The organism is Collimonas sp. GW821-FHT07E08 (assembly GCF_059418905.1).
The window spans coordinates 209,548-235,453 of record NZ_JBWKQR010000006.1 but is presented as its reverse complement, the minus strand read 5'-3'; the positions used below and the strand labels follow the sequence as shown (position 1 = coordinate 235,453).

Below are 25,906 nucleotides of genomic sequence, written 5' to 3'. Positions count from 1 at the left end.
AAACAACCTGAAAGCGCCTGTTTACGGCAGGTTCAGGCTCTTGCCCAAACCAGTATCAATAAAAATACTATTTACAATCAAAGACTTAAATTGATCATTCCGGAAAGCAAAAAAATTTCCGTTCTTAAAAAAAATCCTTGCGGAAACAAAATTATGTGCATAACTAAATTCGGGGCGCCCCAAAACAACGCACAAAAAGGTAACAAACGGGCAATGGCAGGTTAACAATCAGATCTACATTCAAATCCATCGCGATGCACCACCATGTCACTTTTTGGGGCAGCATCGCCTAGTTTCGCACCGGAAAAATTAGCCCCGTGTCAACTGAGGGAAATCGAGGGTAAACCCTAATTTCTAAGATTCCACTTAATGTAAAACATGAGGAAGTGCCCTAAGCATCGGTTTCATAAGCGCTTTTCAAATTATCCACAATGTCTGTGGATAACTTTGTGGGTAACCTGCTCTTGACAGGCTGCAGCCTCATATTTGATGCGGGTTTCAATAAATTGCCTAAACTAAAAGCAGAAAATAAACCATTTAAAATCAAACACTTACAAAACAGACTCAAGTGCAAAATAAAAAATATAGATATAAATAATTTCCGTGGTGCAGCAGATTTATTTTGTGCATAACTATCGCGCGCCAATCTCCGGATTGCTTACGAATGTGTTATGCATGGCGTTGTGTAACAGCGTGCTTCAACAGGTAGCAGCCGTTGCATGGCGCCGGCAAGCTTCTATCCGCGCAATTTACGGCTGATTTCGTGGACCGCTTCCACCATGACGGCGACCGATTCAGGCGGCGTGAATTGCGAAATGCCGTGACCCAGGTTGAATACATGGCCGCTGCCGGTTTGCGGTGCGCCATAAGAGTTCAGCAGGCGCTCGACTTCGCTGCGGATCTGTTCCGGATTGGCAAACAGCACTGCCGGATCGAGATTGCCCTGCAAGGCGACGCGCTGGCCGATGCGGGCCCGCGCCTCGGCCAGGTTGACGGTCCAGTCGAGGCCGACGGCATCGGCGCCGATATCGGCGATCTGTTCCAGCCACAAGCCGCCGCCCTTGGTAAATACGATCGCCGGAATCGGCACGCCGTCCTTCTCGCGCTGCAGCTGGGACACCACCTGGCGCATGTAATTCAGCGAAAACTCCTGATAGGCGCCGTCCGCCAGCGCCCCGCCCCAGGAATCGAAAATCATCACGGCCTGGGCGCCGGCGTCGATTTGCGCATTCAGATAGGCCGCTACCGCCGCCGCATTGGTGCTCAGCACGTGGTGCATCAGGTCCGGGCGGTTGTACAGCATGGTCTTGACGGTATGGAATTCGCGCGAACCCTCGCCCTCGACCATGTAGCAAGCCAGGGTCCACGGGCTGCCGGCAAAACCGATCAGCGGCACCCGGCCGTTGAGTTCCGTGCGGATTTGCGTAACCGCCTTGAACACATAATCCAGCTTGCCCAAGTCTGGGCTTTGCAGCGCCATCACGTCCTTTTCATCGCGCAATGGGCGATAGAACTTAGGGCCCTCGCCATCGGCGAAATACAGGCCCAGGCCCATGGCGTCCGGCACCGTGAGGATGTCGGAGAACAGGATCGCGGCGTCCAGCGGGAAACGGTCGAGCGGCTGCAGCGTGACTTCGGTAGCATAGTCGGGATTGGTCGCCAGTCCCATGAAGGACCCGGCGCGGCTGCGGGTTTTACGGTACTCCGGCAGGTAGCGGCCGGCCTGGCGCATCAGCCACAGGGGCGTGTAGTCGGTTGGCTGGCGCAACAGCGCGCGCAGGAAAGTATCGTTCTTGAGCGGAGCGAATTGTGACATAAGAGGCAATCTGGATGCGTGTGATAACGCCTCATTATCTCACCCAAACCGGCGGCCGCGACACCGGTTCCTCGCATGCCACGTATATGTCTGCGATTACCCTGGTTGCCGGTGCACCGCCACCATGTCATCCAGGAACGCTTGCAGCACTTCGCCGCGGCTCGCCTGGCGGCGCACGACCATGTGCAAGGTGACCTCATAGGACAGCAGCGCCGGATTGAGCGCCGCCAGCAATCCTTGCTGTACCAAAGGCGCGGCGAAGTGCTGGGGCAGGAAGCCGAGATGCTGTCCCGACAGGATCAGGACCGCGACCGCTTCCATGTTGTCGGCCAGCGCCGTCACGCGCGCCGGCGAAAATACGCCGCCCGGGCCGTCGGCCTCTGGCAGCGGATAGCTGCGCCAGACCCAGTCGTGCTGCGCCAATGCCGCGGTCGTCAGTTTTCCGGCCTGCTTGAACAGCGGATGAGCGGCAGCGCAGTACGCCACCTGGCGTTCCGTGTACAGCGGCAGGTATTCCAGGCTTGGCAGACGGTGCCAGAAATAGCCGATGCCAAGGTCAAGGCGGCCATTGGTCACCTCTTCTTCCAGCTGGCCGGGAGCCAGCACCGCCAGCGACAGCGTGACCGCCTCATCCCGCGCGCGAAAGCGGGCGATGGCCTGGCCCAGGCGCGCGTTGGCGCTCATGGCGGCGTGGCCGATCAAACCCAGGTGCAGCTGCCCGGCCAGCTTGCGGCCGATCTGGCGCGCGTCCAGGCAAAAGTGGTCGATGTTTTCCAGCAGCTGGCGGCTGGACTGGGCAAACTGCTCGCCGCGCGGCGTCAGCCGGAATCCGGCCCGGCCGCGCTCGCACAAACGGAACCCAAGCCGGGTTTCCAGCGTCGCCAGCTGGGTGCTGATGGTGGACTGGCTGACGTTCAGGGTGGTCTGCGCGGCGGAAATGCCGCCAGCGTCCAGCACCGACAGGAATACACGGATCAGGCGCAGGTCGAGGTCGGATAGCTGGTTGAGCATGCCAAGTCTGAAATAAGGAAGTCAGGTCGATCATACATCTATCCAGATCAATGTAAATATTCGATTACACACATTTTTATTAATGTTATTTGCGGCTAGAGTGGCTGCTATTCAATCCCCCCCCCCATTCCTTCCCGGAGACGACCATGTCGGAAACCCCTCTCTATCAACCGCTAGGCGGCAACGACATGCCGCGTTTCGGCGGCATCGCCACCATGATGCGTTTGCCGCACGTCGCCAGCAGCGCGGAACTGGACGCCTGTTTTGTCGGCGTACCGTTCGACCTCGGCACCTCGAACCGCTCCGGCACCCGCTTCGGCCCACGCCAGATCCGTACCGAATCGGTGCTGCTGCGGCCTTACAACATGGCTACCCGCGCTGCGCCTTTCGATGCGCTGCGCATCGCCGACCTGGGCGACGTCGCGATCAATCCCTACAACCTGCTCGATTCGATCAGGCTGATCGAGACCGCCTACGACAGCATCGTCGCCTCCGGCTGCCGTCCGATCTCGCTGGGCGGCGACCACACCATCGCGCTGCCGATCCTGCGCGCGCTGCACCGCAAATACGGCAAGATCGGCCTGATCCACGTCGACGCCCATGCCGACGTCAACGACACCATGTTCGGGGAAAAGATCGCGCACGGCACGCCGTTCCGGCGCGCGGTGGAAGAAGGCTTGCTGGATTGCCGGCGCGTGGTGCAGATCGGCCTGCGCGGCACCGGCTACACCGCGGAAGATTTCGACTGGTGCCGCGACCAGGGTTTCAAGGTGGTGCAGGTGGAAGAATGCTGGAACAAATCGCTGGCGCCGCTGATGGAAGAAGTGCGGGCGCGCGTGGCCGGCGGCCCGGTCTACCTGAGCTTTGACATCGACGGCATCGACCCGGCCTATGCGCCCGGCACCGGCACCCCGGAAATCGCCGGCCTGACCGTGCCGCAGGCGCTGGAAATCATCCGCGGCGCCTGGGGCCTGGACATCGTCGGCGCCGACCTGGTCGAGGTATCGCCGCCCTACGACCCGGTTGGCACCACCGCCCTGCTGGGAGCCAACCTGGCGTACGAAATGCTGTGCGTGCTGCCAGGCGTGCCGCGCCGCTAGCCGCGCTTATTCATCGTCGCGCCACGGAATGGTCCACTCTTCGCCGCGCACAGTCGTGATGTATTCCGGCCAGCGATACTGGTGCGGCACCTTGAAATCCTTCGGCAGCAGCGGCGCCTGCCAGTTGCTGCCGCCGATGCCGCCGCCGGTGCGTTCCTTGAATTCATCGCCGGCGGCCTGCAACAGCGCCGGGTTGCTGAACAGATCGACCAGGGTTGCCGCGATGGTCTTGGCGGCGGACTGGATCATCGGATCGATGGTGGCGGGAATTCCGCCGAGCGCGTTGGCTACCCAGTCCGGATATACGAAGCCGCGCGGCGCCGCCAGCATCGGCCGCGCCACATACAGCCGTACGGTCGGGCAATGCCAGGTGTAGTCGGTGTAATCGTCCGAGGTCAGGTATTTTTGCCAGGCCGGCATCTGCTTGCGCAATTCGCGCTCGCAGTCTTCAGGGTCGATCAATTCTTCGGTGACCGCCAGGAACGGTTTTTCCATCGGTTCGTGGCCGAGGTTGCGCTGGATTTCCTGCGCGATGCGAATCGCTTCGCCGTCCCACGTGGGCGGCCCGGCCAGCACCATGTTGTCGTAGGTGGCGCGCGCCATCACGTGGTTCGGCAGGCCGCCGCGCGATTTGCTGACCCAGGTTTTCTTCCATTCGCAAAAGGTTGCCTTGGCGGCAGCTTCGGCATTGTTGTCCATCACCTGGCTGATGATCTCGGCCTGTTCGACAGAGTCGGTGCGCAGCATGAAATTGATTTGCGACACATGCGGCGTCAGGTTATCGGCGGTGGCCTGGCCGGCGCACAGGATCGCTTCGTTGAAACTCCACAGGCCGGTGGCCGGCAGCATCGAGCGGCGCAGGCTCTCGTTGAGGTTGTAGAACAGCACCAGCGCATCGCTGGCGCCGGGAGCGCGCGCGGCCAGGTGGTTTTGCGGGATCGGGCTGAACTTGTCGGCGGCGATCCAGTTTTCCGGCGCGTCGCAGGTGAAGGTGTAGATATAGTTGTAGCCGACGCCGCAATGGGCGTCCCAGACCGTGGTGTTGCAGAGCGGCAGCATGTAAGTCGGATGGAAACTCACCGCCGCGTCGAGCGTATCGTAATAACCTTTGGCGGCGTGGACGGGTTTCGATGCGCGCAATTTTTCAGCCGGCTCGCCGAACACCTTGAGCGTGCCCTGGATGCCGGATTTCAGCATGGCGTCCTGCGCCGCCAGCGCGCCGCCGAGCGCGCTGATGCCCAGCGCCGAATGCGGATCGGTATGGCCCGGCGCGTATCTGGACAAACCCGCGCGCGGCTCCTTCCTGGTCGATGCCGCCTGGCAGTTGCCGGGCACCGCATCGTACTCGGCATAGGTGGCGATAGTGGGACCGTCGCCGTTCTTGAAAGTGGCGACAAACGCGGTCGGCATGCCGCCGCTGCCGGTTTCGACCTCGAACCCGTATTCGCGCAATTTGGCGACATACCAGGCGCTCGACTTGTATTCGCGGAAAGCCGGTTCGGCGTAGTGCCAGATGGTCTGGTGCCAGTCCGACAGCTGGCGGGCGTTGTCGTCCACCCAATCCAGCGCGTTTTGTTTTGCTTCGGTAATCATGCCCGTCTCCTGAGTAGTTGCATGGCTGCCGATGCATACTAATCACGATGTGCCCCATGCCATAATTAACGGTCATCTGTTTTGTCGATAACGCCCTGCTTCGCGCCTTCCCTATGACCCTGGAAAACCTGCTGGTATTCGCCACCATCGCCGATTGCGGCAGCCTGTCGGCGGCCGCGCGCCGCCTGGGCAAGGCGCAGTCGACGGTCAGCACCGCGCTGTCCAATCTCGAAGTGGACATGGGCACGCGCCTGTTCGAGCGCGACCTGCACCACCTGGCCCTGACTGCGGACGGCGCGGTCCTGCTGGGTTTCGCCCGTTCGACGCTGACTGCGGCCGGCAACCTGGAACGCAAGGCGCACAGCCTGAGCGCCGGCCATGGCCACCGCTTGCGGCTGGGCATCGACCAGGCTTTGCCGCTGGCCCGCAGCCATGCCTTGTGCGCGGAGCTGGAACGGCGTTTCCCGCAGCTGCAGCTGGAATTGTTCCGCCCTACCAGCATCGACGCCACCGACTTGATGCGGCGCGGTTTGCTGGATATTGCCATTGCGGTCACGGTCGATCCCATGCCCAGCGACTTCAACGCCTGCTCGCTGGGCCAGCTGCAATTCGTGCCGGTGGCGGCGGCCGGCCATGCGCTGAGCCGCCTGCCGCAAGTGCATAACAGCGACCTGGCGCAGCACCGGCAATTGCTGGCTTCCAGCCGCGACGGCGGCGATGCATCCATCTTCGGCCGCTACAGCGAAATCATGTGGCGCATCGAAAGCCCGGAATTGCTGCTGGACCTGCTCAGGCGCGGCATGGGCTGGGCCTTCCTGCCGCAGCACGCAATGCAGGAAAATGGCGTGCGCGAGGGCTTGAAAATCCTGGCGCATGAATACCAGGAACCGGCGTTCCTGAAAAGCGTCGACCTGATCTGGAGCAAGCAGGACCAGCAAAGCGAAGCCGCACGCTGGCTCAGCAGCGATCTCGAATGGGCTCGCTCAGCGCTACCCGCCATCTAGATTCACCAACATGAAGTAAGTGCCTGCACTCCGCCATAGTTCGATGCTATCTGTATCTTTGCTTGAATTCGCGCGGGCTGACCCCCTTGGCCGCGCGGAACTGGCGGTTGAAATGGGCCAGGTTGCGGTAGCCCGCTTCCTGCGCAATCACCCCTATCGCCTTGTCGGTCTGGATCAGTTGCTGGCAGGCGCTGCCTATCCGCAGCTGGGCCAGGTAAGCGGTTACCGTCAGCTGCGTGTGGCGCTTGAAGAAGCGGTGGAAAGCCCCTACCGACAACGCCGCGCGCTCGGCCAGCAGCTCTGCCGGCAGCGCCGCCTGGAAATGGGCGTGCATATAGTCCAGCACCCGTCCCATGCGCTGGCGCTGCGTGTCCACCGCGATCGAGGTCGAAGCCACCGAAGCCAGCGGCTGCGCCTGTTCGTCTTGCGCCAGCAGCAACAGCAGTTCCAGCAATATCGGCAGGCGTTGCGCCGGCGCCAATTTTTCCATGCGCAGCATGAGCGGCCTGGCGCGAGCCGCGGTTGCGGCGGAAAACTGCAATCCCCTGTCGGCCCGCTTGCCGAGCTGTAGCAGGCCGGCGAGTTCCGGCAAGCTGGTTTGCAGCTGGACCAGCCAGTCGCGCGAAAACCAGACCACCACCGCCAGCATCTGCTGCGCGGGCGCGATCCGCTCGCTGGCCGACCAGGTGTGCGGCAGGTTCGGCCCCAGCAATATCAGGTCGCCATCGCCGAAATCGGCCAGATGGTCGCCTACGTAACGCTGGCCGCGCGCGTTCAAGGTCAGGGTCAGCTCGAACTCTGGATGGTAATGCCAGAGAAACGGCAACTCGGGCAATTCGCGCCACAGCAACTGCCAGGAATGGCCGGGAGACAAGGTGAGGTGCTCATATTGCGGTCGCATTCTGACCTTCCGATGGATGATTACATCAGGATAGTATCAATAAGCGGCAGTTGCAGCGAAATCGGCTGGCGCCCGGCGGCAGAGAATCGAGCTGCAATCAAACCAGGCCCTGCCGACAACACCAACCCGGAGACCTTCATGAACCAGCCTTACGCTGCCGCCAAGCAACCTCTCAGCAATCCATCCGTGCTCTACCCTGACCAGGAGCAGTTGCGCGACATACGGAAAACCCTGCCGCTGCGGGTATTGTCGGCCGCCGATTTCCAGCACTGGCAAACCTATGGCTACGTCATCGTCAAGCAGGCGGTCAGCACCGAACAGGTACAGCGCACGGCCGATTTTTTGTGGGAGTTCCAGGAGCTGGACCGCAACGCACCCGACACCTGGAACCGCGCGCAACTGCGCGACCATGAAATGAAAGAGCTGAACGGCTCCGGCATGGTCGAGGCTTATCACCACCAGACGTTCTGGGACAACCGCCAGACGCCGCGCATGGTCGACGCCTTCGTCGACATCTGGGACCGCGAAGACCTGTGGGTAACCATAGACCGCGCCAACCTGAACACGCCGAACCAGGGCGCGCGGCGTTTCGGCGGCTTCATCCACTGGGATGCCGACACCTCGCTGGAGCCGCTGCCGGTGAATGTGCAGGGAGTGCTGGCGTTATCGGATACGACGCCGGAAAGCGGCGGGTTCCAATGCATTCCTGAACTGTTCAAACATTTCGCCGAGTGGCGCAAGACTGCGCCCAAGGATCGCAACCCGTGGCGCCCGGATGTGGAATCGCTGCCTTGGCAAGTGCAGTTCGTACCGATGCAGGCGGGCGACCTGCTGATTTTCAACAGCCTGCTGGCGCACGGCATCCGCCCCAATACCTCGGCCGACCAGGTGCGGCTGGCGCAATACATCGCGTTTACGCCGGCGCGCGAGGAAGAAGCAGAATTGAGAAATTGGCGGATAGCAAGCTGGGCGCAGCGGACGCCGCCGGACAGCTACGCCTTTCCCGGCGACCCGCGCGAATGGGAGAAGACCCGCTATCCCTTGGCGCAGCTGAGCGAGCTGGGCGAGAAGATCCTGGGCAAGAAACCCTGGTAGGAACAGGACCGGCGCTTATTCGCTAGGGGTCATCGCCAGGCCGTTGCTGCGCTCGATCGAAGCCGACCACAAGGTCAAGCCCAGCGCCGCGACCACGACCACCACGCCGACGTAAGGCAAGGTGGTCAGCTGGAAGCCGGCGCTGATCGCCATGCCGCCAAACCAGGCGCCGCTCGCATTGCCGAGGTTGAAAGCGCCCTGGTTCAGGGTCGAAGCCAGGTTGGGCGCGGCGCTGGCGCGTTCCACCACCAGCATCTGCAGCGGCGGCACAATTGCAAACGCCAGCACGCCCCAGATGAAGATCGTGATCACCGCCGGCAGCGGCGTGCGCATGGTCAGGGTGAATACCGTCAAGACGATCGCCAGCGCCACCAGGAACCCGATCAGCGACTGCATCAGGCGCCAGTCGGCCAGCTTGCCGCCAAGCGCGCTGCCCACTGTCAGGCCCAGGCCGAACACCAGCAGCACCAGCGTCACGGCATGCGGCGTCAGTCCGGTGACGTCTTCCAGGATAGGCGTGATGTAGGTGAATACCGAAAACAGGCTGGCCGACGCCAGTGCGCTGATCGCCAGCACCATCAGTACCTGCTTGTCCTTGAGCACCGCGAATTCCTGCAGCAGGCTGGTCTTTTGCATCTCGATTTTCTTCGGCAGCCACAGCGCCAGCGCAATCGCCGCCAGCACCCCGATCACGGTCACCGCCCAGAACGTCGAGCGCCAGCCCAGCTGTTGCCCGAGGGCAGTGCCGAACGGCACGCCCAGCACATTGGCCAGGGTCAAGCCGGCAAACATCAGGGCGATCGCCTGCGCGCGCCGGTTCGGCGCCACCAGTCCGGCCGCCACCACCGAGCCGATGCCGAAAAATGCGCCGTGGCAAAACGCTGTCACCACCCGCGCCAGCATCAGCACCACATAATTCGGCGACAAGGCGCACAGCACATTGCCGATGATGAACAGGCCGATCAGGCTCAGCAGCGCCGTCCGGCGCGGCATGTTGGCGGTGGCGATGGCCACGATCGGCGCACCTATCGTCACGCCCAGCGCATAACCGGTCACCAGCATGCCCGCCGCCGGGATCGTCACCCCCAGGTCGCGCGCGACATCGGGCAGCAAGCCCATGATGACGAACTCCGTCGTACCGATGCCAAAAGCGGCAACAGCGAGGGCAAATAGGGGCAAAGACAGCATGATGATCGTCCGGAAATGGAACCGCCGAACAGCAGGAAAGCGCGGCGGTCAAAGGCGCGCACCGGGGCCATGGTGCGAAGCAACATTATATCAACGGCGATTTATTTGTGTTAGCGCTACCAGGTTTCGGCCTCAAAACGTGGTTGCCGGTTGGGAAAGTGTTGGATTTTTGCGAAACGCCGTGCCTGGGAGGCACGGCTTGCTGGGCGCAAATGCATGCAAGGCGGCGCGCCGGAAACGTCAGATCCCGCCCATGCACAGGTACTTGATTACCTGGTAATCTTCGATCCCGTATTTCGACCCCTCACGCCCCAGGCCCGATTGCTTGACGCCGCCGAACGGCGCCACCTCATTCGAGATCAAGCCGGTGTTGATGCCGACCATGCCGCTTTCCAGGCCCTCGGCGACACGCCAGATGCGGCCGATATCGCGCGAATAGAAATAGCTGGCAAGGCCGAATTCGGTGTCGTTGGCCAGCGCCAGCACTTCGTCGTCGGTCTTGAAGCGGAACAGCGGCGCCATCGGACCGAAAGTCTCTTCGCGCGCCACCATCATGTCGGAAGTCACATCGGCCAGCACGGTCGGTTCGAAGAAACTCTGGCCGAGCGCATGGCGCTTGCCGCCGGCCAGGATGCGCGCGCCTTTCGCCACCGCATCGGCGATATGCTGTTCGACCTTGGCGACCGCCTTCTGGTCGATCAGAGGACCTTGCGTGACGCCCTCTTGCTGGCCGTCGCCGACCTTCAGCTTAGCCACCGCGGCCACCAGTTTTTCGGCGAACGCATCGTAGATGCCATCCTGCACATACAAGCGGTTGGCGCAGACGCAGGTCTGGCCGGCGTTCCGGTATTTGGAGGCCATCGCGCCTTCGACGGCAGCATCCAGGTCGGCGTCGTCGAACACAATGAACGGCGCATTGCCGCCCAGCTCCAGCGACAGTTTCTTGATAGTGGCCGCGCATTGTTCCATCAGCAAACGGCCGACGCCGGTAGAACCGGTAAACGTGAGCTTGCGCACCACCGGGTTGCTGGTCATTTCGGCGCCGATCTCGCGGGCAGAGCCGGTCACCACGCTGAACACGCCGGCCGGGACGCCGGCGCGCTCGGCCAGCACCGCCAGCGCCAGCGCCGAGAACGGCGTCGATTCGGCCGGCTTGAGCACCATGGTGCAGCCGGCGGCCAGCGCCGGACCGGCTTTGCGCGTGATCATCGCGGCCGGGAAATTCCATGGCGTGATCGCCGCGCAAACGCCGATCGGCTCTTTCACCACCACGATCCGCGAACTCGGCGACGGCGATGGAATGGTGTCGCCGCCGGCGCGCTTGCCCTCTTCCGCAAACCATTCGATGAACGATGCGGCGTAGGCGATTTCACCTTTGGCTTCGGCCAGCGGCTTGCCTTGCTCGACCGTCATGATCAGCGCCAGGTCGTCCAGGTTGGCCAGCATCAGGTCGTTCCATTTGCGCAGCACGATGCTGCGTTCCTTGGCGGTCTTGCGCCGCCACAGGCGCCAGGCTTCGTTGGCTGCGGCGATCGCGCGTCTGGTTTCGGCGGCGCCCATCAGCGGCACGCTGCCTATGGTTTCGCCGGTGGCCGGATTGGTCACCGAATGAGCGGCGCCGCTGTCGGCGCCGCACCACTCGCCATTGACATAGGCTTGCTGACGGAACAATGAGGGATCTTTTAATTGCATCATGGGGTGACTCCTATGAACATTGAAGACACGCATACCAGGTTGCGATATGCGTGCCGAGAAGCAGTGCTCTGCAAGCGGCTAGAATTTGGCGAGCGCCTTGTTGCGTCCGCGTATCCACTCCAGCACCAGCAGCAGGCAGGTGGAAAACACGATCAGGATGGTGGCCAGCGCTGCGATGGTCGGGCTGATGTTTTCCTTGATGCCGGTAAACATCTGGCGTGGCAAGGTGGCTTGGCCGGGGCCGGCTACGAACAAGGTTACCACTACATCGTCGAACGAGGTGGCGAAGGCGAACAAGGCGCCGGAAATCAGGCCCGGTGCAATCACCGGCAAGGTAATCCGGAAAAACGTGGAGAGCGGATTGGCGCCCAGGCTGAGGCTGGCGCGCACCAGGTTCTGGTTGAAGCCTTGCAGCGTCGCCAGCACCGTGGTCACCACGAACGGCGCGCCGAGCGCCGCATGCGCCAGGATCAGGCCGGTGTAGCTGTCGGACAAGCCGATCTGCGCAAAGAACAGATAAACGCCGACGCCGACCACCACCACCGGCACCACCATCGGCGAGATCAGCACCGCCATCAGCAAACCCTTGCCGTGGAAATCCGCCTTGTTCAGGCCGACCGCCGCCAGGGTGCCGAGTATGGTCGCCAGCACGGTCGCCAACGGCGCCACGATGAAGCTGTTTTTAGCGGCGCTGACCCATTCTTCCGAATGCACCAGGTTCTGGTACCAGCGCATCGAAAAACCGTGGATCGGATACACCAGGAAAGTGCTGTCGCTGAACGACAGCGGAATGATCACCAGGATCGGCAGCAGCAGGAACAGCAGCACCAGCAGGTTGAAGCCGCGCGAAAAGAAAAACCAGACGCGTTCGGCCAACGAGACGTAAGGGGGGAATTGTGGAAACAGTTTCATTTTCTTATCCCATGGCCACGTCGTTTTTGGTGAAGCGGCGATACACGCCGTACAGCACCAGCGTCGCGGCAAACAGCAGGGCGCCCAGCGCGCAAGCCATGCCCCAGTTGATGGTGACATTGGTGAAATAAGCGATGTAATAGCTCACCATCTGCTCATTCGGCCCGCCCAGCAGCGCCGGCGTGATGTAGTAGCCGACCGACAGGATGAACACCAGCAAGGCGCCGGCGCCGATGCCAGGATAGGTTTGCGGCACATACACGCGCCAGAACGCGGCGAACGGATGGCTGCCGAGCGACACCGCGGCGCGCAGGTAGGTCGGCGGTATGGCCTTCATCACGCTATACAGCGGCAGGATCATGAACGGCAGCAGGATGTGGGTCATGGCGATATACACGCCGATGCGGTTGAACAGCAGTTCCAGCGGCGCCTGGGTCAGGCCGGCCGCCATCAGCGCCTTGTTGACCAGGCCTTCCGACTGCAGCAATACGATCCAGGCCGCGACCCGCACCAGGATCGAGGTCCAGAACGGGATCAGCACCAGGATCATGAACAGGTTGGCGCGCCGCTCCGACATGGTCGACAGCCAGTACGCCAGCGGATAACCGAGCACCAGGCAAGCCAGGGTGGCGACCAGTCCCATCCAGAACGTGCGGCCGAAAATCTTCTGGTATACCGATGCGCTTGGATCGGCTTTTTCGATATGGCCGAACGCGTCCTGCTTCAGGTCCAGCGCCGCCAGCAGGTAGTACGGCGAATACGGCGCGCCGTTCTTGGCGATCGCCTGCCAGTACGGCAGCTGGCTCCATTGCTCATCGATGTCGATCAGCGCCTGCTTGATTTGCGTCGGCGCCAGCAGTTTGCCGTCGGCATCCAGCAAAGGCAAGGCGCGCGCGGTTTTCATGATGATGGAACGGGCGCCCGAGATTTCCGAATTGAGGCGGCGCGCCAGCGAACCGGCTGAACTGTCTTCCCTGGCGCGCAGCAGGTCGCTGGCGAGGCCGGCGTAGGCGGCGTCCGGCGGCGCGCTCTTGCGGTCCCAGTTGCTCAGCGCGGCCACGGTATGCGGCAGCGTGGCGGCGATTTCCGGATTTTCCACAGCGCGCTTGAGCAGCATCGCGATCGGCACCAGGAAAGTCAGCAGCAGGAAAATCGCCAGCGGCGCGATCAGCGCCAGCGCGGCGGCGCGCTTGCGGAACTGGGCCTGGCGCAACTCACGCTTGAGCCGGGAATTCTGCGGTGATGCGGGCGGCGTCATGACCGGACTGACGCCGGCAGATGCAATAGAAGTCATGGTGTTCCGGGTACGCTAGAAGTGAATTGCAAAGAACCGCCGCAAGCCGTGGACAACACCGCTTGCGGCCATGCCGGTCCGCTTACTTGGCGGCCCAGGCCGTGAAGCGCTGCTCCAGTTCTTCACCATGGTCGGTCCAGAACGACAGGCTCAGTTGCAAGGCGTCCTTGGCATTGGTCGGCGAGGTCGGCAGGTTAGCCAGCGTTTTCGGATCAAGCAGCTTGAGCGCCTGGTTGTTCACCGGACCGTAGGAGATATTGCTGGCGTAAGCCTTTTGCGAATCCGGCTTGCTGGCGAAGGCAATGAATTTCTCGGCGTCGGCCTTGTTCGGCGTGCCCTTTGGAATCACCCAGAAATCAAGCGTGTAGATGCTGCCGATCCAGCTCACCTTCAGGTTCTTGCCTTCCCGTTGCGCGGCGTCGATACGGCCGTTGAATGCGGTCGACATCACGACATCGCCTGCCACCAGGAATTGCGGCGGCTGGGCGCCGGCTTCCCACCACTGGATATTCGGCTTGAGCTCATCCAGCTTCTTGAAGGCGCGGTCGACGCCGGCTTTGGTGCCGAGCAGCTTGTAGACGTCTTTCGGCGCCACGCCATCGGCCATCAGCGCAAATTCCAGCGTGTACTCGGCGCCCTTCTTCATGGCGCGCTTGCCGGGGAATTTCTTGGTGTCCCAGAAATCGGCCCAGGTTTTCGGCGCGGTCTTGAGCTTGTCGGCATCGTAGGCCAGCACGGTCGACCAGACGAAAGCGCCGACGCCGCATTCATGGATGGCGGCAGGGCTGAAATCGGCCTTGTTGCCGATCTTGCTGAAGTCGATCTTTTCCAGCAAGCCTTCTTCGCAGGCGCGGCCGATATCGCCGGCATCCACTTCGACCACGTCCCAGCTGACCTTCTTGGCTTCGACCATGGCTTTGACCTTGGCCAGCTCGCCGTTGAATTCGACGACCGTGATCTTGTCGCCGCTAGCCTTGGCGTAGGGATCGATATAGGCCACTTTTTGCGCCGCGCCGTTGGCGCCGCCGAAATTGACCACCGTCAGGGCTGCCGCCTGCGCCATGCCTACTGCAGCCAGCGCCAGTACAACGCTGCTAAAAACAGGTTTGAATATCGACTTCATCACGTCTCCTCGGGATTTAAAAAAAGCAAATGCGAACAAGTGCGGAAAATTTTCAAATGAAAATGCGCAGGTGCTTGGGATCTATGTCCAATGCAACCTCTGTGCCTTCGTACAATCCGGCCAGCGCCGGATCATTCAGGGAAAGCTTGACGAAACAGTCGTCCTGCTGCGGGATTGCGCAGCGCACTCGCACGTGATCGCCGAAATAGATCAGGCTGCTGACGCTGACGCGCAAAGCCTGTTCCGGCGCATCGGCCAGCGGCAGCAGGTGGATCCGTTCCGGCCGGATGCAGGCGACCACCTGCCGGCCGACGCTGGCGTCGTTGGCGTTGAGCCCGCTCAGCAAGCCGCCATGCGGCAAACGCACCGTGCCGTTGGCGCCTTCGCTGGCCGCCAGCACGCCGTTGAAACGGTTGTTGTCGCCGATGAAACCGGCCACGAACTGGTTTTCGGGATATTCGTAGAGACGGTCGACCACCGCCAGCTGCTGGATGATGCCCTGGTCGAACACGGCGACGCGGTCGGACATGGTCAGCGCTTCGCTCTGGTCATGGGTGACGTAGACAAAGGTCACGCCGAGCCGCTTGTGCAAGGCTTTCAGTTCGAGCTGCATGTGTTCGCGCAGCTGCTTGTCGAGCGCGCCCAGCGGCTCGTCCATCAGCACCAGCTTGGGATCGAACACCAGCGCCCGCGCCAGCGCGATGCGCTGCTGCTGGCCGCCGGACAGCTGGGCCGGATAACGGTCGCCGAACTTGCCCATCTGCACCATGTCCAGCGCTTTCTTGACCTTGCCGGCCCGTTCGCTGCCGCTGATGTTGCGCACCCGCAGCGGATAGGCGACGTTTTGCGCCACGGTCATGTGCGGGAACAGCGCATAGTTCTGGAACACCATGCCGATGTTGCGCTTATGCGGCGGCACCTTGTTGAGCAACTGGCCGTCAAGCCGGATTTCGCCGCCGGTGGGGAATTCGAAGCCGGCCAGCATCATCAGGCAAGTGGTCTTGCCGGAACCGGAAGGCCCGAGCAAGGTCAGGAACTCGCCGCGCTGGATATCCAGGTTGAGGTCCTTGACCACCAGGTTCTCGCCGTCGTAGGTTTTCTTGACGCCGGAAAACTGCACCAGGATATCCGGCGCGCCTGGCTTATCGGCAACTTCCTTGGACACCAAGGGCAAGTGGGTGGCGATATTTTCTTGCTTCAACTCATTCTCCCGACAAGTTTCAACCTAGAATTAAACGAAAGATAAACAGCGCTCATAGGGCTTTTCAGGCCCAAATGAGCGGTCAACTGCCGAATCTAGGTTTTAGCGGCTGCAACAGTGCGCATCGCTGCGCTCAGGATGGCCAGCGCCTCATCCATCAAGTTATCCTCTATGGTCAGCGGAAACAAGAAGCGGATCGCATTACTGTAGACCCCGCAGCTCAACAACAGCAAGCCGTTTTTGAGCGCCTCGGCCTGGACCTTCTTGGTGAACTCGGCATCCGGCAGGCGCGTGCCGGGCTGCAAGAATTCCACCGCCACCATCGCCCCCAGGCCGCGGATGTCGGCAATCTGCGGGATCTCGGCACGCAAGCCTTCCAGTACCTGTTTCAGCTTGGCGCCCAGCAAGTTGGCGCGCTCCACCAGTTTTTCTTCTTCGATCACGTCCAGCACGGCCAGCGCGGAAGCCACTGCCAGCGGATTGCCGGCGTAAGTGCCGCCCAGGCCGCCAGGCGCCGCCGCATCCATGATCTCGGCGCGGCCGCACACAGCCGACAGCGGCATGCCGCCGGCCAGGCTCTTGGCCATCGTCATCAGGTCCGGAATCACGCCGGAATGCTCTACCGCGAACAGCTTGCCGGTGCGGGCAAAACCGGTCTGCACTTCATCCACCACCAGCAGGATGCCGTGCTCGTCGCACAAGGCGCGCAGCGCCTGCATCAAGGCCGGCGGCGCAGCGTAGAAACCACCCTCGCCCTGCACCGGCTCGAGGATGATGGCGGCGACCCGCTTGGGATCGACGTCGGCCTTGAACAGCGCCTGCAGTGCGGCCAGCGAACTCTCGACGCTGACGCCATGCAATTCCATCGGGAACGGCACATGGTAGACCTCGGCCGGGAACGGGCCGAAACCGACCTTGTACGGCACCACTTTGCCGGTCAGCGCCATGCCCATCATGGTACGGCCGTGGAACGCGCCGGAAAACGCAATCACGGCGCTGCGGCCGGTGGCGGCGCGGGCGATCTTGACGGCGTTCTCTACTGCTTCGGCGCCGGTCGAGAAGAAGGTGGTTTTTTTGGCATGGCCGCCAGGCGTGATGGCGTTGATGCGCTCGGCCAGTTCGACATAGCTGGCGTAAGGCACGATCTGGTAGGCGGTATGGGTGAACTTGCCGAGCTGTTCCTGGATCGCCGCGACCAGTTTCGGATGGCGATGGCCGGTGTTGAGGACGGCGATGCCGGCCGCGAAATCGATGAAGCGGCGGTTTTCCACATCCCAGATTTCGGCATTCAAGGCATGCGAGGCGTAGAAATCGCACATGACGCCGACGCCGCGCGGCGTGGCGGCATTTTTCCGTTGATGCAGTGCAGCGTTGGTGGTTGCCGCTGCCGCGGCTGCGTGGTATCCGTCGTTTTTCATCTTGGCTCCTAGAATCGATATGCGTTTTTTGTACAAGCTTTGATGCATACTAAGGCCGAGCTGGATCTATAATATAGTGCCACTTTCAGTTTTCTAATGGAGCCACTTTGCGCATCGCCTCGCTCACCGATTTTTTGCTGATGCGCATGGAACGCGGCGCCGACGGCGCCAAGGCGGCCAAAGGGACAGGCGCGCCGCTCAACCGGCAGATCTACCAGGCCATCCGCGAAGCCATCCTGTCGCAGCTGCTGCCATCCGGCTGGCAACTGCCGTCTTCGCGCGACCTGGCGCGCGAACTGGCCATATCGCGCAATACCGTGACCTATGCCTACGAACAGCTGATCGCCGAGGGTTACCTGGAAACCCGCGCCGGCGCCGGCACCTTCATCGCCGACACCACGCCCGACCAGATTCCCGAAGTCCGCCTGAACACCCCGCCGCTGACCGACCCCAGCGGCCAGTCGGAACTGTCGGCCCATGGCGCGGCGCTGATCCAGCAAGCCGGCGTCAGCGATTTGCAGTGGGGCGCATTCATGCCGGGCGTGCCGGACGTCACCCTGTTCCCGAACAAGATCTGGAGCCGCCTGCAAAACAAGCACTGGCGCCGTTCGCGCGCCGAGCTGCTGACCTACGGCGACGCCGGCGGCTACCTGCCGCTGCGCGAAGCGGTCGCCGAATACCTGCGCATCGCGCGTTCGGTCAACTGCAATGCCAGCCAGGTGATCATCACCACCGGCATCCACCAGTCGCTGGACATCGTGGTCAAGCTGCTGGGCGAGCATGGCGACAGCGCCTGGGTCGAAGATCCGTGCTACTGGGGCACACGCAGCGTGCTCAACTCGCTTGGCATCAAGCCGGTGGCGATCCCGGTCGACGCCGAAGGCATGCGCATGCGCCTGGCCAACCTGCGCCAGCCGCCGCGTTTCATCTGCGCCACGCCGTCGCACCAGTATCCGCTGGGCATGGTGATGAGCTTGTCGCGGCGGCGCATGCTGCTGGAATATGCAGCGACCCGCAAGGTCTGGATCATCGAAGACGACTACGACAGCGAATTCCGCTACGGCAGCCGGCCGCTGGCGTCCTTGCAGGGCATGGATACCGACGACCGCGTGCTGTACATGGGCACCTTCAGCAAGACCATGTTTCCCAGCCTGCGCATCGGTTTCATGGTGGTGCCGGAATCGCTGGCGCCGGCGTTTGCGACCGGCGTCTCCGAGCTGTATCGCGGCAGCCAGGTTTTCATGCAGGCGATCATGGCCGATTTCATGACCGAAGGCCATTTTGCCTCGCACATCCGGCGCATGCGGCTCTTGTATGCGGAGCGCCTGCACCTGCTGCAGGCTGCGATCGAACGGCATTTCGGCGACCGCATCACGCTCACCGGCGGCGAAGCCGGCCTGCACCTGGCGCTGGGCTTGCCGCCGCAATGCGACGACCTGGCCATCAGCCGCGCCGCGCGCGCCGCGGGCATCGTGGCGCGGCCGCTGTCGCGCTATTTCATGAACGCCGGCGCCAGTCACCAGGGTTTGCTGCTGGGTTATGCCTGCGTGCCGAATGAACAGATCGCGCCGGCTTTCGACAAGCTGGCGGCGATCATAAAAACCCACTGGAAATGATTTTTAACCAAGGAGATTGCATGAAAAAGTTGATTTTCACGCTGGTGCTGGCGCTAGCCGCAACGGCCACCTCTGCCTTCGCCCAGACCGCGCCGTCGCGGCTCGACGAAGTCGTCAAATCCGGCAGCCTGCGGGTGTGCATGACCGGCGACTACAAGCCGTTCACGTTTTTCAAGAGCGACAACAGTTTCGAAGGCATCGATGTCGACCTGGCGCGCTCGCTGGCCAAGGCGCTCGGGGTCGAAGCGCGCTTCGTCAAGACCAGCTGGACCAACCTGACCAGCGACTTCCTGGAGAAATGCGATATCGCCATGGGCGGCGTATCGGTGACGCTTGAGCGGCAAAAGAAAGTCTCGTTTTCGGCCCCGCACATGGTGGATGGCAAAGCGGCGATCGCGCGTTGCGCCGACGCCGCAAAATTCCAGTCGCTGGCGGCGATCGACCAGCCGGCCACGCGCGCCATCGTTAACCCGGGCGGCACCAATGAACGGTTCGCCCGCGCCAACTACAAGCAGGCACAGCTGATCCTGCACCCGGACAATGTCACCATCTTCGACCAGATCGTGCAGGGCAAGGCCGACGTGATGGTGACCGACGCCAGCGAAACCCTGTGGCAGGCCAAGCTGCATCCGCAGCTATGCGCGATCCGTCCGGACCAGCCGCTGCAATTCTCGGAAAAGGCGTTCATGCTGCCGCGCGGCGATGTGCCGTTCAAGGAATTCGTCGACACCTGGATGCACCAGCTGAAAGCGACCGGCGACTACGACCGGGTGCTCAACCAGTGGCTCAAGTAATCCGCACAGGAAGCCGGCGGCTCAGCCCTGCTTGCTGGCCGCCTGCTGCGCGGCCAGCTTGCTCTTCTTGATCGATTTCAGATGGGCCGCGACAGCGGTCGCCAGCTGGCGCGCCCACAGGGAGACGCCGCTGGCGGATGGATGATAGCCGTCGGACGCCATCAGGGCGTGGTCGTTGATGTCGATCAGGATAGGCACCCGCGTTACCCGCAGCTGGCCGAGGTCTGCCGGCAGCTCGGCAATCAGCTGTTCCACCGTTTCATCCAGCGCCTTGGCTTTCAAGCCAAGCACGTAGCGCAGGGGTTCCGGCAACGACGGGAAGGCGTGGATGGGCGGAATCCCGGAAATCACGATCAGGCGCGGGTCCAGGTGCGCCTGCAAGTCGCGCATCAGCTGCAGCAGCTCGGCCCGGTAGCGGTTGCAGGAGCGGAATGCGGTAGTGTCGTTGACGCCGAACGCAATCAGCACGATATCCACCTTTTGCGAGGCCACCTGGGGCAGCATGGTCTTGACGGCGTCGCTCAGGGTGGCGCCGTTTTCGCCGACCGCCTGCCAGGTCACGGTACGCTGCAAGCGCATCGCCAGCGCAGCGGCAAACTGGCCGGTGATCGCTTCGTAATGGGTGGCGACGCCGACCCCTGCCACCGGCGACTCGCCGATCGTCAGCAAAGCCAGCGGCCGTTGCGGCGGCTCCGTACTGCCGGCGATCTGGGCCTGGCCGATGGTCGGTCCCATCGCTTCCGGCAGGCGTGGCGTGATGCGGCGCGTGCGACGGCCTTGTATGAGCAGCCATGGCAAGAGCGGTAATGCGATCAGTTCCGGCAACCAGCGGCGCACGTCATGTCTCCTTCATTTTTGCTAACGTCACGGATCAAACTGTTTATATGATTTTTTCTTAACAGCAAACAATTATAGTGGTTGCCGCCGTTAAATTCATTCTATCTTCAAGCCTTTTAACTCAGGTTTGGCAGGCGGCGGCTTCAGTTTCAGGTCCGTCAGGGTTTCCAGCAGGATGCTGGCGATCGCCAGGTTGCGGTGCGTCTTGGAATTGGCCGGGATCACATACCAGGGCGCGTGGTCGGCATCGGTCGCATCGATCGCCTTGCCAAACAATACCTGGTATTTGGCCCAGCTTTTGCGCTCTTCCAGGTCCTGCATGTCGAATTTCCAGTGCTTGGCCGGATCGTCGATGCGTTCCTGCAGGCGGTTGCGCTGCTCGTCTTTGGAAATGTGCAACAGGCACTTGATGATGGTGGTGCCGGTTTCCGCCAGCATTCTCTCGAAATCGCGGATCTGGGCGTAGCGGCGTTCGCATTCAGCCTCGTCGATCCAGTCGTGCACGCGGGTGATCAGCACGTCTTCATAATGGCTGCGGTTGAAGACCACGATCTCGCCCTGCTGCGGCACCTGCTGATGCACTCGCCACAGATAGTCGTGGGCGCGCTCGATGGCGCTGGGGGCCTTGAAGTTGGCAATCTGGATGCCTTGCGGATTGATCAGGTTGAACACCCCTTTTACGGTGCCGTCCTTGCCGCTGGTGTCGATGCCCTGCAGTACCACCAGCACCTTGTGCTCCTGCGCCGCGTACAGCATTTCCTGCAGCACGGCGATTTCCGCCGCCAGCGCCGCTACCTGGTCGCGGTCCTTGAGCTTGTCGCCGCTGGAGAGCGGTTTCTGCTCGGCGTCGGCATCCTTGATATTGGTCTGCTTGCCGGCGCGGAATTGCTTGCATGCTTTCATTGTGTTCTCCGATATCCCTGACCGGGACGATATGGCGGTTGCTGCTTACAGGATGCCATGCAGGTTTCCCAGCGCATGTTCGATCTTGATGCAGCTATCCATTTCCACCTGCAAGCCGTTGGCGCGCGCCTTGGCGGCTGCCGCTTCGTTGACGATGCCGAGTTGCATCCAGACACAGCGGGCGTCGATCATGATCGCTTCGCCGACGATAGGCGGAATATCTTCCGCCTTGCGGAAACAGTCGACGATGTCGATCTTCAGCTGGTCCGCGGCCAGTGCTTTCGCCGCGTCGTACAGGTTAGCGTAGCAAGGCTCGCCGAGGATGTGCGCGCCGGCATGCGTGGGATTGACCGGGATGATCCGGTAACCGCGCTCCTGCATGTAGCGGGCTACGCCATAGCTTGGCCGGTCCGGTTTGGAAGAAAGGCCGACGATGGCGATGATCGGGTTGGCAGGGTTGGACACAGGAGCGGATGTAGTTGGCATGGGTTCGGATATCTACTTGTCGGCGTAAGGGAAATCCTCGTAAGCTTGAGAATCTTTCTGTGATATTACCGCGAGAACCCGCTGTTCTGCCAGCGAGCGCAAGGCGGGCTGCACACCCGCCCTGCCCCAGGCTACTTGGAGAAATAGCTGGCGTAGATCTTGTCGTAGCTGCCGTTGCTGTGCAGGGCTTTCAGCGCGCTGTTGATCTTGGCCATCAGCGCGGTATCGGCCGGCCTTACCGCGATGCCATAGTATTCTTTTTCAAACTTGTCGCTTTCGATCAGCTTGAAGCCCTTGTCCTTGTTGAATTTCAGGTGGTTCTCTACCGCGCCGTTGTCGCCCACCGCGGCATCGACCCCGCCGTTATCCACTTCGTTCAGCAGCAGCGGCAGGCTTTCGAAGCGCACCAGGGCATTGTTGTTCTTGCCGAGCATTTTCTGCATGATGGTGTCGGCGCTGGTGCCGGCGGTGACGCCGACCCGGTTTGCCTGCTTCAGGTCGTCCGGGCTGCCGATCTGTTTGCCGGGCGCCACCAGGATTACCTGCTTGGCCTCGAAATACGGATCGGAAAACAGCATGCTTTGCTTGCGCTCGTCGGTAATCGTGACGCCGGAAGCGATGATGTCGATGTCGGCGTTGGCCAGGGTAGAGAAAATTCCTTCCCACGGCGTATTCACCCAGACGATCTTGATGCCCGCCTGGTCCGCTACCGCCTGCATGATGTCGGCGTCGAAGCCGACGATCTTGCCGCTGGTATCTATGGAGCCGAACGGGGCGAACGCGGCGTTCATGCCGACCCGGTAAACCTTGGGAGTGGGAGCCGTGTTGGCCGGCTTCTCGCAGGCGCACAGGCCGATTGCCAGCAGAGCGGCGGTCAGGAAATGCAGCAGCCGGATTTTCATTTGTCGTCTCCATTTATGCGCGCGACGGGGACCTGCGCTTTTCATCCATCTTAGTGGAAGATCAGCGGCGGCGTCATTAAAAACGCGATGACAAATGATAAAGATTGTTGCTGCAGGCAACAAAAAAGCAGCCGAAGCTGCTTTTTCTGGTTGCCATCCGAATTAACGGCGTTTTACCGGATCAACGTCCTTTTTGACGCAATTTCGCAATCGCTGCCAGTTGCGCAATCGCTGCCGACAACTCGGACTGTGCTTTTGCGTAATCGATCAGGGATTCTTTATTGGTCAACGCTTCTTCGGCACGGCGCTTGGCTTCGCTAGCCTTCGCTTCGTCCAGGTCGGCGCCGCGGATGGCCGTGTCAGCCAGAACGGTAACGTGATTCGGCTGCACTTCCAGCAAACCGCCGGCAACGAACACGAACTCGTCCTGCGCCTGGCCTGCCACCTTGATCCGTACCGCGCCCGGCTTGATGCGCGTGATCAGCGGGGTGTGACGAGGATAAATCCCCAGCTCGCCCGACTCGCCCGGCAACGCGACGAATTCAGCTTCGCCGGAGAAGATCATCTCTTCCGCGGAAACAACGTCTACGTGAATAGTGTTTGCCATCTTAAACCCTTTGTTGTCCATGAAGTCACTAACGGGAAGCGCCGCAGCCGCTCAGCTGCGGCAGCTCCGGCGCTTGCCGGTTAGCCGATCTTCTTGGCCTTTTCGATTGCTTCTTCGATCGTGCCGACCATGTAGAACGCTTGTTCCGGCAGGTGATCGAGTTCGCCGCTGGCGATCATCTTGAAGCCCTTGATCGTGTCCTTCAGCGAAACGTATTTACCTGGCGAACCGGTAAACACTTCAGCAACGTGGAAAGGCTGCGACAGGAAACGCTGCATCTTGCGTGCACGCGCCACCAGCAGCTTGTCTTCCGGAGCCAGTTCGTCCATGCCCAGGATCGCGATAATGTCGCGCAATTCCTTGTAGCGTTGCAAGATGCCTTGCACAGCGCGGGCAGTTTCGTAGTGCTCCTGGCCGACCACTTGCGGATCCAGCTGGCGCGAAGTCGAGTCGAGCGGATCAACCGCAGGGTAGATACCCAGCGAAGCGATGTCACGCGACAACACAACGGTGGAGTCCAAGTGAGCAAACGTGGTTGCAGGCGACGGGTCGGTCAAGTCATCCGCAGGAACGTAGACGGCCTGGATCGATGTGATCGAACCGGTTTTTGTCGATGTGATACGTTCTTGCAGCTGGCCCATTTCCGAAGCCAGCGTTGGCTGGTAACCCACGGCGGAAGGCATACGGCCCAGCAGCGCGGAAACTTCGGTACCGGCCAGTGTGTAGCGGTAGATGTTATCGACGAAGAACAGCACGTCCTTGCCTTCATCGCGGAAACCTTCAGCGATGGTCAGGCCGGTCAGCGCAACGCGCAGACGGTTGCCTGGCGGTTCATTCATCTGGCCGTACACCATGGCGACCTTGGATTTTTCCGGATGTTCCAGATCAACCACTTTAGCGTCAGCCATTTCGTGATAGAAGTCGTTACCCTCGCGAGTACGCTCACCGACGCCGGCAAACACGGACAAGCCGCTATGCGCCTTGGCGATGTTGTTGATCAGTTCCATCATGTTCACGGTCTTGCCCACGCCCGCGCCGCCGAACAGGCCGACTTTACCGCCCTTGGCGAACGGGCAAACCAGGTCGATAACCTTGATGCCGGTTTCCAGCAGTTCTTGCGACGGCGACAGTTCGTCGTACGCAGGAGCCTTGCGATGGATAGAGGCAGTGGTTTCGTGGCTTACCGGACCGCATTCGTCGATCGGGTTGCCCAGCACGTCCATGATGCGGCCCAGTGTTGCTTTACCGGTCGGCACCATGATTGGCTGGCCTGTGTTCTTGATTGTCATGCCGCGGCGCAAACCGTCGGATGTACCCAGCGCAATGGTGCGGACTACGCCGTCACCCAGCTGTTGTTGTACTTCCAGCGTCAGTTCCGAGCCATCCATCTTCAAGGCGTCGTAAATCTTAGGCATCGCGTCACGTGGGAATTCAACGTCCACCACAGCGCCGATACACTGAACGATTTTGCCATCAGCCATTTTCGTTCCTTCAATATATAAAATAAATTTCTGTTAAACGCAGTTTGCGTTACACCGCAGCAGCACCGGCGACGATCTCAGACAATTCCTTCGTGATCGCAGCTTGACGCGTCTTGTTGTATACCAATTTCAGTTCGCCAATCACGTTACCCGCGTTGTCGCTTGCCGACTTCATCGCCACCATCCGCGCCGACTGCTCGGACGCCATGTTTTCTGCGACAGCCTGATAAATCAGCGCTTCCACGTAACGCACCAGCAATTCATCGATGACGCTTTGCACATCCGGCTCGTAAATGTAGTCCCAGGAATGCGAACCTTTTTTATCAGCCTCAAGACGATCGCTCGACAGCGGCAGCAGTTGCTGCAGCATCGGCTCTTGCTTCATCGTGTTGATGAACTTGGTGTACACCAGATAAACCGCGTCCAGGCGACCTTCCTGGTAAGCATCGAGCAGTACCTTGACCGGCCCGATCAGCTTGTCCAGATGCGGCGTATCGCCCAGCTGCACGGCATGCGCAACGACCTTGGCGCCGATCCGGTTGAGGAAACCCAGACCCTTGTTGCCGATCGCTACCGCCTGAACCTTGTTGCCTTGTCCTTCCAGCTCACGCAGTTTCGAGGTCAGCAAACGCAAGGAGTTGGTGTTCATGCCGCCGCACAGACCTTTGTCTGTGGTGACGACGATGAAACCAACGTTCTTGGAGTTGTCCTGCTTCACCATGAACGGGTGCGTGTACTCTGGATTGGCTTGCGACAAGTTAGAAGCGATATTACGAATCTTGTCACTGTAGGGACGTGCCGCACGCATCCGGTCCTGCGCCTTGCGCATTTTGGATGCGGCGACCATTTCCATCGCCTTGGTGATCTTCTTCGTATTTTCTACGCTCTTGATCTTGCTGCGTATCTCTTTACCTGTAGCCATTCCGTGC

The 25,906-nt window shown here is 61.2% G+C and carries 24 protein-coding genes; 6 read left to right on the top strand and 18 right to left on the bottom strand.

Features of this window, described 5'->3' with window-relative positions; genetic code table 11:
* Positions 1–449 precede the first annotated feature (449 nt).
* Positions 450–632, top strand: coding sequence for a hypothetical protein (locus AC07RZ_RS10100; protein WP_342829864.1), 183 nt, complete (start codon positions 450–452; stop codon positions 630–632).
* Between the two features lie 104 nt (positions 633–736).
* Here AC07RZ_RS10100 and hemE read toward each other — a convergent pair whose 3' ends face one another.
* Positions 737–1,816: a uroporphyrinogen decarboxylase gene (hemE, locus tag AC07RZ_RS10095; RefSeq protein ID WP_144742515.1), complete on the bottom strand. Its 1,080-nt coding sequence runs from the start codon at positions 1,814–1,816 to the stop codon at positions 737–739.
* A gap of 96 nt (positions 1,817–1,912) precedes the next feature.
* The gene (locus tag AC07RZ_RS10090) at positions 1,913–2,827 is read right to left on the bottom strand and encodes a LysR family transcriptional regulator (RefSeq protein ID WP_494667854.1); all 915 of its coding nucleotides are present in this window, start codon (positions 2,825–2,827) and stop codon (positions 1,913–1,915) included.
* 146 nt (positions 2,828–2,973) lie between these two features.
* On the opposite strand from AC07RZ_RS10090, the gene speB reads away from it, so the two are divergent.
* Positions 2,974–3,927, top strand: coding sequence for an agmatinase (gene speB / locus AC07RZ_RS10085; RefSeq protein WP_144742517.1), 954 nt, complete (start codon positions 2,974–2,976; stop codon positions 3,925–3,927).
* 6 nt (positions 3,928–3,933) lie between these two features.
* Here speB and AC07RZ_RS10080 read toward each other — a convergent pair whose 3' ends face one another.
* On the bottom strand, positions 3,934–5,520 hold the full coding sequence (locus AC07RZ_RS10080) for a zinc-binding metallopeptidase family protein (RefSeq protein ID WP_494667853.1): 1,587 nt from the start codon (positions 5,518–5,520) through the stop codon (positions 3,934–3,936).
* A 113-nt stretch (positions 5,521–5,633) separates the two neighbouring features.
* Here AC07RZ_RS10080 and AC07RZ_RS10075 point away from each other — a divergent pair, with 113 nt between their 5' ends.
* Positions 5,634–6,524 carry a LysR family transcriptional regulator gene (locus tag AC07RZ_RS10075; protein WP_494667852.1) on the top strand — a complete coding sequence of 297 codons (891 nt, stop codon included), beginning with the start codon at positions 5,634–5,636 and terminating at the stop codon, positions 6,522–6,524.
* A 46-nt stretch (positions 6,525–6,570) separates the two neighbouring features.
* On the opposite strand, the gene AC07RZ_RS10070 is transcribed toward AC07RZ_RS10075, so the two are convergent.
* Positions 6,571–7,425 (bottom strand): helix-turn-helix domain-containing protein, encoded by an 855-nt coding sequence (locus AC07RZ_RS10070; RefSeq protein ID WP_494667851.1) that lies wholly within the window; start codon positions 7,423–7,425, stop codon positions 6,571–6,573.
* 138 nt (positions 7,426–7,563) lie between these two features.
* Between AC07RZ_RS10070 and AC07RZ_RS10065 the strand changes: the two genes are divergently transcribed.
* Positions 7,564–8,520: a phytanoyl-CoA dioxygenase family protein gene (locus AC07RZ_RS10065; RefSeq protein ID WP_494667850.1), complete on the top strand. Its 957-nt coding sequence runs from the start codon at positions 7,564–7,566 to the stop codon at positions 8,518–8,520.
* A 15-nt stretch (positions 8,521–8,535) separates the two neighbouring features.
* Here the strand turns inward: AC07RZ_RS10065 and AC07RZ_RS10060 are convergent, their stop codons facing one another.
* The 7 genes from AC07RZ_RS10060 to gabT all read right to left on the bottom strand — a co-directional run bounded on the left by AC07RZ_RS10060 (position 8,536) and on the right by gabT (position 17,351).
* Positions 8,536–9,705 (bottom strand): MFS transporter, encoded by a 1,170-nt coding sequence (locus AC07RZ_RS10060; protein ID WP_144742553.1) that lies wholly within the window; start codon positions 9,703–9,705, stop codon positions 8,536–8,538.
* Positions 9,706–9,948: 243 nt separating this feature from the next.
* A complete protein-coding gene (gabD, locus tag AC07RZ_RS10055) occupies positions 9,949–11,403 on the bottom strand; it encodes an NADP-dependent succinate-semialdehyde dehydrogenase (protein WP_494667849.1) in 1,455 nt (484 codons plus the stop codon).
* A 78-nt stretch (positions 11,404–11,481) separates the two neighbouring features.
* Positions 11,482–12,315: an ABC transporter permease gene (locus tag AC07RZ_RS10050; RefSeq protein ID WP_494667848.1), complete on the bottom strand. Its 834-nt coding sequence runs from the start codon at positions 12,313–12,315 to the stop codon at positions 11,482–11,484.
* A 4-nt stretch (positions 12,316–12,319) separates the two neighbouring features.
* Entirely contained in the window at positions 12,320–13,609 is a 1,290-nt protein-coding gene (locus tag AC07RZ_RS10045; RefSeq protein WP_494667847.1) for an ABC transporter permease, read from the bottom strand.
* Positions 13,610–13,691: 82 nt separating this feature from the next.
* Positions 13,692–14,732, bottom strand: coding sequence for an ABC transporter substrate-binding protein (locus AC07RZ_RS10040; RefSeq protein ID WP_092395787.1), 1,041 nt, complete (start codon positions 14,730–14,732; stop codon positions 13,692–13,694).
* 52 nt (positions 14,733–14,784) lie between these two features.
* A complete protein-coding gene (locus AC07RZ_RS10035) occupies positions 14,785–15,918 on the bottom strand; it encodes an ABC transporter ATP-binding protein (protein WP_494667874.1) in 1,134 nt (377 codons plus the stop codon).
* A gap of 110 nt (positions 15,919–16,028) precedes the next feature.
* Positions 16,029–17,351, bottom strand: coding sequence for a 4-aminobutyrate--2-oxoglutarate transaminase (gene gabT / locus AC07RZ_RS10030; protein WP_494667846.1), 1,323 nt, complete (start codon positions 17,349–17,351; stop codon positions 16,029–16,031).
* A gap of 107 nt (positions 17,352–17,458) precedes the next feature.
* On the opposite strand from gabT, the gene pdxR reads away from it, so the two are divergent.
* Positions 17,459–18,967, top strand: coding sequence for a MocR-like pyridoxine biosynthesis transcription factor PdxR (gene pdxR, locus AC07RZ_RS10025; protein ID WP_494667845.1), 1,509 nt, complete (start codon positions 17,459–17,461; stop codon positions 18,965–18,967).
* 20 nt (positions 18,968–18,987) lie between these two features.
* Positions 18,988–19,761, top strand: a complete 774-nt coding sequence (locus tag AC07RZ_RS10020; RefSeq protein WP_144742527.1) for a transporter substrate-binding domain-containing protein — start codon at positions 18,988–18,990, stop codon at positions 19,759–19,761.
* A 21-nt stretch (positions 19,762–19,782) separates the two neighbouring features.
* Here the strand turns inward: AC07RZ_RS10020 and AC07RZ_RS10015 are convergent, their stop codons facing one another.
* The 7 genes from AC07RZ_RS10015 to atpG all read right to left on the bottom strand — a co-directional run bounded on the left by AC07RZ_RS10015 (position 19,783) and on the right by atpG (position 25,899).
* Entirely contained in the window at positions 19,783–20,598 is an 816-nt protein-coding gene (locus tag AC07RZ_RS10015; protein WP_494667844.1) for an SGNH/GDSL hydrolase family protein, read from the bottom strand.
* A gap of 96 nt (positions 20,599–20,694) precedes the next feature.
* Positions 20,695–21,501: a PPK2 family polyphosphate kinase gene (locus tag AC07RZ_RS10010; protein WP_494667843.1), complete on the bottom strand. Its 807-nt coding sequence runs from the start codon at positions 21,499–21,501 to the stop codon at positions 20,695–20,697.
* 45 nt (positions 21,502–21,546) lie between these two features.
* Complete coding sequence (locus tag AC07RZ_RS10005) at positions 21,547–21,987, bottom strand: CoA-binding protein (protein ID WP_494667842.1); 441 nt, start codon at positions 21,985–21,987, stop codon at positions 21,547–21,549.
* A gap of 131 nt (positions 21,988–22,118) precedes the next feature.
* Positions 22,119–22,889, bottom strand: a complete 771-nt coding sequence (locus tag AC07RZ_RS10000) for a basic amino acid ABC transporter substrate-binding protein (protein WP_494667841.1) — start codon at positions 22,887–22,889, stop codon at positions 22,119–22,121.
* 181 nt (positions 22,890–23,070) lie between these two features.
* Positions 23,071–23,496, bottom strand: a complete 426-nt coding sequence (locus AC07RZ_RS09995) for a F0F1 ATP synthase subunit epsilon (RefSeq protein WP_041743818.1) — start codon at positions 23,494–23,496, stop codon at positions 23,071–23,073.
* Positions 23,497–23,576: 80 nt separating this feature from the next.
* A complete protein-coding gene (gene atpD / locus AC07RZ_RS09990; protein ID WP_092354792.1) occupies positions 23,577–24,977 on the bottom strand; it encodes a F0F1 ATP synthase subunit beta in 1,401 nt (466 codons plus the stop codon).
* A 49-nt stretch (positions 24,978–25,026) separates the two neighbouring features.
* Positions 25,027–25,899 carry a F0F1 ATP synthase subunit gamma gene (atpG, locus tag AC07RZ_RS09985; protein ID WP_092395801.1) on the bottom strand — a complete coding sequence of 291 codons (873 nt, stop codon included), beginning with the start codon at positions 25,897–25,899 and terminating at the stop codon, positions 25,027–25,029.
* Between the last annotated feature and the right edge of the window lie 7 nt (positions 25,900–25,906).